We start from the raw sequence: 11,516 nt of genomic DNA on the forward strand, positions 1-11,516 counted from the left end.
CCTTACAAATCCACAAAGACCGCGGCCTCCGGCTTCCAGCAGAGGTAAACGGCCTGCCCGGCATCCACATTGGCGTGTATCCCGTGCTTGGTGGAAATCACCTGCTCCCCGTTGGGGCGCTGGAAAACGATACGGATCATCCCGCCGACATAGCTGTTTTCCACAACCGTGGCTTTCAGGTTAAAATGTTCAGACGGTTCTTCCCGCACCGTCATATTCTCGCTCTTGACGCAGAATACCGCTTTCTGGCCGGGCTGGAAGGCATGTCCGCCCGTATGGGCGACCGCAGTTTCTCCTCCAAGGTCGATAACCGCCTGTTCGCCGTTCAATTCCTTTACAGTCCCTTCAAAGAGGTTCGCGGTGCCGACAAATTTTGCCACAAAGCTGGTCTTCGGATGATCGTACACTTCCGCCGGGGTTCCGACCTGCTCAAACTGCCCGTCGTTCATCACCACGATCCGGTCCGACATATTGATGGCTTCTTCCTGGTCGTGCGTGATGTAGAGGAACGTGATGCCCAGCTGTTTTTGCAGCTTCTTCAACTCCTGCTGCATCTGGCGGCGCAGCTGCAAATCCAGCGCGCCCAAAGGCTCGTCCAACAGCAGCACACTGGGATTGTTGATCACCGCGCGTGCAATTGCCACGCGCTGCTTCTGCCCGCCGGAAAGCTCGTTCGGCATGCGCTTTTCAAAACCGGCCAGCTGCACCAGCTCCAGCAGCTCCAGCACACGTTTTTTGATCTCCGGTTTCGGTACGCGCCGCAGTTTCAAACTGTATGCCACATTGTTAAAGACGTTCATATGCGGAAACAACGCATAGTTTTGAAAAATTGTGTTGACGTCACGTTTATTCGGCTCTTCATCGGTGACATCCTTCCCATTTAGAAGGACTTTCCCGGTGTCCGGCGTTTCCAGCCCCGCAATAATGCGCAGGGTTGTGGTTTTGCCGCAGCCGGACGAGCCCAAAAACGTGATAAACTCCCCTTTGCGGATTTCCAGGCTGATGTCCTTTAAGACCTCCGTTCCGCTGAACTGTTTGCTAATATGGCAAAGTTCCAATATATTTTCACTCACCGCAACGCCCTCCTAATTGCAAATACACAGATCGACAGCCGCCGGCTTCTTCCTTTGCTCAACAAAAAAGGCAGCAACGAAAACGTCACTGCCTTCTCCTATATGCGGTCATGCAGGATTCAACCATCCGCCTGTGCCACGACGCAGGAAATAGATAAGTGCAGCCATTGAAGAACACTTTCCACCCCGGATAATCATGGATTGCCGTCTGTCAACCTCTCCATGTACGCTGTTTTCCTTATTTATCCTGTATTATACGCACATTGCCCCTCTATGTCAAGGATTCTGGGGGATAAATGCAAAATTTCGCGGTTAAAAGCGGTTTTTGCTGACTTTTGCCGGATTTTACAGGTTCTGTCCGTCCTCCCCGCAAAACTTATGGAGCGTCTCCTCCTGTACGGCGGCCAGCGTCGTCTTTCGCACCGCCCGGCGGATTTCCAGCACAGCGGAAGGCGCCACAGAAAGCTCATCTACGCCGAGGGACAGGTAAAACTGTGTCAGCTGCGGATCGGAGGCCGACTCGCCGCAAATGCTTGTCCAGATGCCGTTCTTTTTGGCGTTCTCCACCGCGATGCGGATCATGCGCATCACCGCCGGATGGTGCAGATTGTAATACGGCGCGATTGCGGGATTGTTCCGGTCCATCGCCAGGGTATACTGCGTCAGATCATTGGTGCCGATGCTGAAAAAGTCGACGTGCCGCGCCAGCAGATCGCTGATAATCACCGAAGCGGGCGTTTCAATCATAGCGCCCAGCTCAATGCGCTCCGCCACGGGAACGCCCTCCGCTTCCAGCTCTTCGCGTGCTTGCCGGACCATTCGCTTGGCATCGAGAATCTCCTGCTCCGAGGTGATCACCGGAAACATGATTGCCACTTTGCCGTAAATGGACGCCCGCAGAATCGCCCGGAGCTGCGTCATGAATACGCCCCGGCTTTGCAGGCTGGAACGGATCGCCCGGATGCCCAAAATCGGATTTTCATAGTCACGGTACCTCCATTGGCTGGTTCCAGGCTCTTCTCCTACATCAAGCGTGCGGATGATCACACGCTTTCCTTTCATTTGCTGCAGTACCTTGCGGTACGCCTCAAACTGCCCGTCCTCCGTGGAGTTGGCATTGCTGCCCAAATATAAAAATTCCGTACGGAACAGACCGATGCCGTCCGCATCGTTTTCCAGCGCCAGGTCGACGTCCTCCGCATGGCCGATATTGGCATGCACGTCGATGCGATAGCCGTCCTTTGTTATGGCGGGACAGCCCTTGAGCTCGCGCAGCGCCTTCTGGTGCTCCTGATATTTCCGTTCGCGTTCCTCATACTCGTGCAATGCCGCCGGATCGGGGTCCAGGATCACGTCGCCCCGGGAACCGTCCACAATCACGCATTCCGCATGGATCAGCTCGTCAAAGCCCTCTCCCAAGCCCACAACATAGGGAATTCCCATGGTGCGCAGCAGGATGGCCGCGTGAGAATACTGGGAGCCGTCCCGCGTAACAAACGCCAGCGTCCTTTTGCGATCGACCCGTACCGCCTCGCTCGGCAGCAGGTCCGCCGCCGCGATGATTCCCCGGCCGCTCAGACGTTCCAGGCGGATGGCAAACGCGGGATTCAGGTAACGGAGCAAATGCTGGGAAATATCCAGAATATCGTCCCCCCGCGCGCGCATGTATTCGTTTTCCATCTGGGAGAACAACAGATAAAACCGGTTGGAAACCATCCAGACGGCATATTCGGCATTCACTTTATTTTGTACAATGGAATCCTTGATGCTGTCAAAATAGTCGTGGTCCTCCAACAGCATGAGATGAATTTGGAAGATCAGGGAATCCTCCTCGCCCAGCTCCCGGAGGGCCTTCTGATGCAGGCCGCGCAGGGTGCGCTCCGTCGCCGTACGGGCGGCAATCAGACGGTTTACCTCCGCGTTGATATCCGTCACCGGATGCCGCAGGACTTTTTCCAGCGTCTGTTTATTGAGACTGAGTTTTCCAATTGCAATTCCCTTTGAAGCACTGACACCGTGGATCGTCTTCATGCCATCACCTCCCGAAAATCCGCCGCAGGTTTTTTCATGATAAAAGTACTTTGCCTGATTTTATCCCACTCACAAAAAAGTGTCAACCCCAACGCAGGCAAAACGGCGGACATCCGTCCAGATGCGCCGCCGTTCTGCAGGAAGTGCTTTTTCATTACAAATCATTTCTCTGGTCCGTTTATACATGCACCGCCGCTTTCCAAACCGGCGGACATCTCCGCCAAAATCCGGCTAAGCTCCTGCATGCTGTCCACAATGGCCTCTATCTTCTTCTCTCCCATATTACACAAATAGTTCCGAAATTGCTGTTCAATCAGTTCGTTGATCTGCGCAATCGCAGTCATTCCTTTATCCGACAGTGCCAGCCGGACGATCCGCTCGTCCTGTGTGTCCCGGCATCTCTGCAAAAAACCGTCCTGTTCCAGCTTTTTACACATGGAGGACATATTCCCAGCGGATATTCCCATATGCTTGCCAAGGCTGCCCACAGTTTCCGGCTGTTCAGCAATGTGAATTTTCAGCAATATTTGCAGCTGCGCACGGGTCAACCCGTTCCGTTCGCTGATGGGGCGAAAAACAGCGTCCATTCCATCCATGATTTGCCGTGTCAGATCCCATATTTTATTTTTGAATGTTAATATGTCCATTTTTTCCCTCCGTTCTTAATTTGTTCAAATAGTTTTAAAGTATATATAATATATTTAATATAAGCTATACTTTAAATAAGTTTGTTACGGTTTTTTTAATTTTTTCGTTTTAACGTGTAAAAGTTTTTCCAAACCATTTAGAGCACTCCGTTGATAAAAAGAACTGGAGCAAAGCGTTTGCAGTAAGGTGAAGGATGACATCGCTGCAACAAGCTCTTCGGGCCAAAGAATCTTTCAAGCTTTTTATCGAAAGTGCCATGGTATCACATTATTATAAAGGTGATTAAATGTTATTTCAAACCAATTTAGAGCGCATTTTTGAATTTTGCCGGCTCCTTTACGAAATTTCCCGCGTTCCGATTCAAATTTCCGATGCATCGGGAAACACATGCTTTTTCTGCCCACATCAGTCGGAATTTCAGGACATCCAGCTGAAAAGCGCTGTGCTAACGGAACTGCGCAAGAACAGCGCTTCCCAGCCAACCCTGCACACATTTCATTCCACCCTTCTCTATTCCTTCCTGCCGTTCCCAGTAGACGGGCAGGAATATTTTTTGATTCTTGGCCCGGCCCTGCTGTGCGATCCCAGTTTATCCGCCATCAAGAGCATCGCGCCGCTGTTCACCTGCATCGATACACACCGCTTATACGCGGCTTCAAAACAAATACCGGTTTACAGCACAGCGCAGTTTCTCCGGTTTGCGCAGATGCTGTACCTGACCATCTTTCAGGAAAAAATCCATCTGTCGGAATTTCTGATCGCCAATCAAGAGCTTCTCTCCCAGGACAGCATCGACCGTGACCTGCAAGCCAACTATTTTGAACGGCAGGAACTGACCAGCATGCCTGTTTCCTTTGAATACGAGCAGATGTTTACGGAATGTGTAAAAAAAGGCGATACGGCGGAACTGAAAAAGCTGCTGGACACCTACATATCCGGTTCTGCCGGAACACTCTCCTCCTCGCCTCTGCGGCAGGCAAAGGACTCCTGCATCACCATTGCGGCGCTGATTTCCCGTGCCGCGATCGCCGGCGGCCTCCGTGCAGAAAATGCCTTCCGGCTAAGCGACGTCTATGTGCAGCACATGGAAAACTGTTCGGAGTTGAAAGACGTCTATGCCCTTTGTGCCAAAATGGTGTTCGATCTGACGGAGCGGGTCGCGCAGGCACAGACGCAAAAGGCGTATTCGTTTCCGATTTCACAATGTATCCAGTACATTGACAACCACCTGCATCAGGAGCTTTCCCTGCAGACGCTCGCCGCTGAGCTGCAGCTCAGTACGCGCTATCTTTCCCGTCTGTTTAAACAGGAAACCGGCGTCAACCTGACTGCGTACATTCAGCAGGAGCGCATCCGCGAGGCACAGAACCTGCTGCTGTTTTCTGATAAAAGTCTTTCAGAGATCAGCAATTTTCTTTGCTTTGTCTCCCAAAGTTATTTCATTCAGATTTTCAAGCGCTACACCGGCATGACGCCGCAGCAGTTCCGGAGAAGTAACCGCCGCAAATCAGCCTGTACTCGGAACAGTTCTTGATTTTGGTGGAATAAACGATATTTTATGTATTTTTATTATATACGTTTCCGTTTGTCATCCCGTATGATTGGCTTTGTTGTTAAATAAGTAACGAGATTTCTTTGGAGGCGAACCGGTTTGGATAAAAAGAAGCATGCGTCCCACAACCTCATCGACCTGATCATCAACAGCCGCAACATCATAGAAAAGGTTTTCGCCGTCGCGGTCATCTGCAGTGTTGTCGCCACCTGCTTTGTCAGCGTCAACTACGATCTGAGCAAATATCTGCCCGATACGGCCCCGTCCAAGCAGGGACTGAACATCATGGAGGAGGAATTCGGTTATCCCGGCACCGCGCGCGTCATGGTCGGCGAGGTCTCCTTATATGAAGCGAAGATGTATAAGGACCGCATCAGCAACGTCGACGGCGTCAATATGGTCACCTGGGCGGATACCGCCACAGACGTTTACCAATCCCAACTGTTTATTGACTATGACAACATCGAAGATTACTACAAGGACGGCTATGCCGTCATGGACATCATCTTCGACGATGGGGATTCCGACCCCTCCACCCGCCAGGCAATCGACGAGATTGAAAAAATCACCGGAGACAAGGGGTACCTGATGGGTGCCGCGGTACAGGATAAATCGCTGGATGAGACTCTGACCCGTGAAATTGCAATTGCAATGGCGATGGGCGTCGTCATGATTGCCGTCATTCTGTGTTTGACCACCACTTCCTGGTTTGAACCGTTTTTGTTCCTGTTCATCATGGGCGTGGCAATCATTATCAACATGGGCACCAACCTGATCATTGGAGAAGTTTCGTTTATGACCTTCAGCGTGGCCTCCATTTTACAGTTGGCCATTGCCATGGACTACTCCGTTTTCCTGCTGCATTCCTTTACCCGTGAGCGGGAGGCCGGGCTGGAGCCGGTGCAGGCGGTGGCAAACGCGCTGCGCAGCTCCGTCACATCCATCCTGTCCAGCGGCGCGACCACCATTGTGGGGTTCCTGGTTCTGATGCTGATGCAATTTAAAATTGGTTTTGACCTTGGTTTTGTTTTGGCAAAGGGCATTGTCATCAGCCTGCTGACCGTCCTGCTCCTGATGCCGGCGCTGCTGCTCCGCTGGGGCGATAAAATTGAAAAGACGGAACACTGTTCCTTTATGCCCTCCTTCCATGGACTTGGAAAGTTTGTTTTTAAAATCCGGTATGGCGTGTTGGCCGTCATCGCGATCCTTGTCATTCCCGCTTTTACCGCGCAAAACATGAACGCCTTCAGTTACGGCAACAGTGCGCTGGGGTCCAGTCCCGGCACCAAGGTGTATGAGGATGAACAGGCGATCAACGCACGCTTTGGGCGCAGCAACCTGGTATTGGCACTGATTCCCAACACCAATAATGTGACGGAACGGGAACTGACCCACACCCTGGAGGACCTGAACTATACCAAATCGGTAACCTCCCTTTCCGGCGCACTGCCAGAGGGCATTCCAGAAAGCTTTCTTCCGGAATCCCTGACAGGCCAGCTTCACACGGAGGATTACAGCCGGATGTTAATTTACATACGCACCAAGGATGAGAGTGATCTCGCTTTCCAGTGTGCCGATGAAATCCGTTCCATTGTGCAGTCGTATTATCCGGAGGATTCATACATCGTGGGCATGACGCCTTCCACGCAGGATATCAAGTCCATCATCACAACGGACTACAGCTATGTCAACATCCTGTCCCTGCTGGGCGTCGCCATCGTCATTCTGTTCACCTTCCACTCCGCAATCATTCCCATCGTGGTGATGATCCCCATTGAAGTCGCAATTTTCTTTAATATGGCCCTGCCGTACTTTACCGGAGACACCATGATTTACATGGGCTACATTATTGTAAGTTGCCTGCAGCTGGGCGCCACCGTGGATTACTCGATCCTGATGAGCAACAATTATCTGGACGCGCGTACGGACATGGACAAAAAAGAAGCCGCTATACAGGCAATTTCACAGAGCGCACTGTCCATCCTGACCTCCGGCTCCATCCTGACCATTGTTGGATACGGTCTGTACTTTATCTCCACCGTTTCCGCCATCGCAGACATGGGACACCTGGTCGGCCGCGGCGCGCTGCTCAGCCTGCTGTTGGTTTTGTTCCTGCTGCCGGTCCTGCTCGTCATGAGCGATAAAATTATTTTCAACCAGATGCGCCGGCGGAAACACGCGGAAAAGCTGCGTCAGGCAAAGCTGAAGCAAGTGCAGCTCTCCATGCGGCAAAAACGGAAGATGCGCCGCCGGAAGCTGCGCAAGGCCCTGCGTTACCGCAAACGGAAGGCCTGGATGGAACAGCGGAAAAAGAAACATGAGAAGATTGAACAAGAAAAAATAGATATCAATGCTCTGGCCAGAACGCCGGAGGAGGAGAAGGAGGACACCGATCATGAATAAAAACAAACGCTTTCTTTCCCTTTTGCTGGCTTTTTCCATGCTGCTGCCGCTAGCCGCACCCGCTGCCAATGCAGCGGAAATCCCCGTCACCACGGATGAAGCGGTTTATGTCAATCTGGACTACTACGGCACGATGACAGACACCAGTATTGTCAAAGGCTGCAGCCTGAATGGCAACAGGGAATTCTTCGATTACGGCTCCTACCAAAAAGTAAACAACATGTCAGGATACGACCAGCCGGAGCTTACCAAAGAAGGCGTCAAATGGAAGCTGTCCGACGACGTCAGTGACCATTTCTTTTACGAATGCACGCCGGAGGAAAACAGCATCATCCTGCCGTGGAATTTCAAAGTTACTTACAAGCTAAACGGCGTTCCGGCAAAGGCGGAAAGCCTTGCCGGCGCGTCCGGTTTGGTAGAAATGCAGGTGGAATGCATTCCCAACGAAAAGGCCGGCGCCTATTACCGCGACAACATGCTGCTGCAGGCCGCCACCATGGTCAATGTAGAGGACGTTCTCAGCATTGAAGCGCCCGGATCACAGACACAGTCAATCGGCACCTATAAGGCAATCATCTTTGCGGCGCTGCCCGGCGAGCACACCACCTTTACAATCCGTATCGGCACGGAAAATTTTGAAAGCTCCGGAATCATTCTGATGATGATTCCCGGCACGCTGGAACAGATGAAAAACATCAAAAAGCTAAAGGAAGCCAAAGATGTAATCGGTGACTCCGCAGATGCGATCTATGATAACTTGGACAGTATCCTGGGCGTGCTGGACGACATGTCCGGCAGTCTCAAGCTGACCCAGCAGGGGCTGAAAGACCTGCAGCAGGCCCGCAATTCTATTCACTCAGCCAAGGATGGATTGTACGGCGGTGCGGATGATTCTCTGGATGATCTGAACAGGCTTTCCCAGACCATTACAACACTGGTTCCCCATTTAAAAAACGGAGAAAGCATGGTCGGCGAGATTTCCGGCAACGTCAATGCAATGGTCAAAGAGGTAGATGCGCTGCAGCCCGATCTGGCGGAGCTGAAAAAATCCCTCACACGGCTGCAGGGCAGCCTGGAAGACCTGGAACACGCGATCAACGATTCTTCCATCAGCAACAAACAGTTGTCCTCCGCTCAGGATGCCATCGATGACCTGAGTGACGCCCTCTCCCCTTTACAGGACGACATCAAGGCTTTGAAGAATGCCATCAACAATCAGACGGACCCACTGAGCGCACTGCTGGCGACCTTGAAGGATGTGCGCGCACAGCTGGACCAGACCATCGAAGAACTGACCCAGCAGGGTGCGTCCGACACCGTCCTCGCACCGCTGAAGAAATATCGGGACAGACTGGATGAAAATATTGCCGCATTGGAACAGGCCGGCAAGAAACTATCCGATATCCTGGGTAACACCGGCAATGCAATCGGAGCACTGGATGACCTTGGTTATTCCGCAAACAAGCTGCTGGAAAGCCTGAAAGGCCTTTCTGATCTGGATTCCGCGGCGGATGTAGCAGCGGAGCTGAACCGGGCAAGTACCACCCTGAAAAGCAGTATCGACACCTGTTCTTCCCTCATTACCGCATTGGATGCCCTGAATGACACGCTAAACAAGTATCAAGACGGAACGGTCAGCCTTCTCTCCGACAGTGCCGCGCTGACCCAGCAGCTCTCCGCCACCTTGGAAAGCACCACCGCGTTCCTAAAGGACCTGGAAAACACGCTGCGAAACAGTGGGGACAGTCTGAACGACGGAACAAAACAAACCCTGGATGGTTTGATCGACGTTCTGTCCAAAGCGTTGGACAGCTCCGACAACACCTCGGACCTACAGGACGCAAACACCACCATTAAAGACACCATCGATGAGCAAGTCGACAAATACGAAGACGAAACCAAGCTGCTGGATCTGGATGCCGAGCAGGAGATGGTTTCCTTTACCTCCGGCAAGAATCCAACGCCCTCCAGCATCCAGATCATCCTGCGCACAGAGGAAATTCAGGTGGATGAAGAAGCCGCGCCGGAAACCGATCTGGAACAGCCCGCGGAGGATGTCGGCGTCTGGGACCGCATCGTCAATCTCTTTAAAAATATTTGGAATTCCATTACATCTTTGTTCCAATAAGTATGCAAAATCCCTACCGATTGTTTTACGGCATTCCAAACCATAACCAAATCGCATTTAAAAGACAGCACCCAAAAATCCATTGGATGCTGTCTTTTTGTGCTGGCAGACACAAAACAGCTTGTTGAAAGGTGTAGGAACACGGTGCGTAAAACAAAGGAACTGCCGCTGCCTTCTTTGCCAACACTGCATAAACTTTTTGAAACGGCACAGGCTATTGGCAGGTTTTTGCATCTGGATACCGTCACAAAACAGATACAGTTTCTACCAACCTGCTGTATTCTTTCTCATCCAGTCTGGATCATTTTGTGTGCTGCGGTACATTCTTCCTTTACTTCCCCCGCGGTGGGTTATATAATAACAATAATGCGATTGAAAACGGCCGTGTTTTTGAAACGGCCTGAGGGAGTATGATATGAAAATAAAAGAACTGATCCGCGGGCAAACCTCCATGAAACGAGCGATTCTGCTTATCACGTACACGGTCCTTCTGATCTTTGCCTTGTTTAACGTGGACAAGCTATTGGGCACGCTTCTCTCCGTATTCTCCATGGCGGCCCCATTCTTCATCGGTATTGCCATTGCCTTTGTTGTCAATGTATTTTTAAAGTTTTATGAGGAAAAGGTCTTTGCCTTTTTAAACCGTCGGAACAGCAAGATATGGAACAAATGCAGGCGTGCCGTCTGTGTGGTGCTGTCTTTCCTGACGCTGATCATTATATTGGGCGCGATCATCCTGTTTGTCATCCCGGAGCTGGCCTCTTCCCTGCAGGTTTTGATCAACAGTGCGCCGACCTATATCAACCGCCTATCCAACGAAATTATCAAATTCCTGCAAAAGCACAACATCACACAGGAACAGATCAATTCCATTAAAATCGATTGGCCTTCCGTACTCTCCAAAGTTACGCAGGTCACCACCGACTTTATGGGGTCCATTTTCAGCATCACGGCAAGCGTGGCCAACGGCGTGTTTACCATGGCAATGAGCTTCATTTTCTGTATGTATATGCTCTTTGGCAAAGAAAAACTGATCTCCAATCTCAAACGCCTGCTTTACGCGTTCCTGCCGAACCGGGTCGCCAAGCGCACCATCGAAGTTTCCGCTCTTTCCAACCGGATTTTCTCCAATTTTGTCCGCGGGCAGCTGACAGAATCCTGTATCTGGTTTTTCCTGGTGTATATCGGCATGAATCTCCTGCAGCTCCCTTACACGATCCTGATCAGCTGCATTGTCGCATTGTGCAGCCTGATTCCGATCATCGGACCCTACATTTCCATGTTCACCGCCGGATTCATCCTGCTCCTGGTGAATCCCTGGTACACGCTGTATTACATCGTATTCTTCCTGATTTTGCAGCAAATCGAGGGCAATCTGATTTACCCGCGCGTGGTGGGTACGTCCATCGGCCTGCCGCCCATCTGGGTTTTGCTCTCCATTATCCTATGCGGCAATCTGTTCGGCATTCTTGGCATTCTGCTGGGCATTCCGGTCTTTTCCATCCTGTACACGCTGCTGCGCGATTCGACGCGCCGCCGCCTCCGCGCCAAGCATTTGACGCGGGACCAGGTGATGCAGAACACGCCGGATAAACCGGAATCGGAGGAAGAACCCACCGATCCGCCCATTCAACTGAACAAAGAATCCACATAAATGAAAAGACGCTGAACCCAATGTGGT

At 51.5% G+C, this 11,516-nt stretch carries 7 protein-coding genes; 4 read left to right on the top strand and 3 right to left on the bottom strand.

The genetic code is table 11. The annotated features are described in order from the left end of the window. Positions 1–2: 2 nt before the first annotated feature. The 3 genes from BN2106_RS10460 to BN2106_RS10470 all read right to left on the bottom strand — a co-directional run bounded on the left by BN2106_RS10460 (position 3) and on the right by BN2106_RS10470 (position 3,751). Positions 3–1,073 carry an ABC transporter ATP-binding protein gene (locus tag BN2106_RS10460; protein ID WP_050698540.1) on the bottom strand — a complete coding sequence of 357 codons (1,071 nt, stop codon included), beginning with the start codon at positions 1,071–1,073 and terminating at the stop codon, positions 3–5. Between the two features lie 345 nt (positions 1,074–1,418). Next, positions 1,419–3,104: a phosphoenolpyruvate--protein phosphotransferase gene (ptsP, locus tag BN2106_RS10465; protein WP_050698541.1), complete on the bottom strand. Its 1,686-nt coding sequence runs from the start codon at positions 3,102–3,104 to the stop codon at positions 1,419–1,421. A gap of 161 nt (positions 3,105–3,265) precedes the next feature. Next, on the bottom strand, positions 3,266–3,751 hold the full coding sequence (locus BN2106_RS10470; RefSeq protein ID WP_050698542.1) for a MarR family winged helix-turn-helix transcriptional regulator: 486 nt from the start codon (positions 3,749–3,751) through the stop codon (positions 3,266–3,268). Between the two features lie 443 nt (positions 3,752–4,194). Here BN2106_RS10470 and BN2106_RS10475 point away from each other — a divergent pair, with 443 nt between their 5' ends. The 4 genes from BN2106_RS10475 to BN2106_RS10490 all read left to right on the top strand — a co-directional run bounded on the left by BN2106_RS10475 (position 4,195) and on the right by BN2106_RS10490 (position 11,489). Then, positions 4,195–5,286, top strand: a complete 1,092-nt coding sequence (locus BN2106_RS10475) for a helix-turn-helix domain-containing protein (RefSeq protein ID WP_195891828.1) — start codon at positions 4,195–4,197, stop codon at positions 5,284–5,286. 117 nt (positions 5,287–5,403) lie between these two features. Further along, entirely contained in the window at positions 5,404–7,707 is a 2,304-nt protein-coding gene (locus BN2106_RS10480) for an efflux RND transporter permease subunit (protein ID WP_074017514.1), read from the top strand. Further along, positions 7,700–9,835 carry a YhgE/Pip domain-containing protein gene (locus BN2106_RS10485; protein ID WP_050698544.1) on the top strand — a complete coding sequence of 712 codons (2,136 nt, stop codon included), beginning with the start codon at positions 7,700–7,702 and terminating at the stop codon, positions 9,833–9,835. Before BN2106_RS10480 ends, BN2106_RS10485 begins: the two co-directional genes overlap by 8 nt. Positions 9,836–10,250: 415 nt before the next feature. Further along, entirely contained in the window at positions 10,251–11,489 is a 1,239-nt protein-coding gene (locus tag BN2106_RS10490) for an AI-2E family transporter (protein WP_050698545.1), read from the top strand. Positions 11,490–11,516: the final 27 nt, after the last annotated feature.

Source organism: Anaeromassilibacillus senegalensis, from assembly GCF_001261775.1.
GTDB lineage: Bacteria > Bacillota > Clostridia > Oscillospirales > Acutalibacteraceae > Anaeromassilibacillus > Anaeromassilibacillus senegalensis.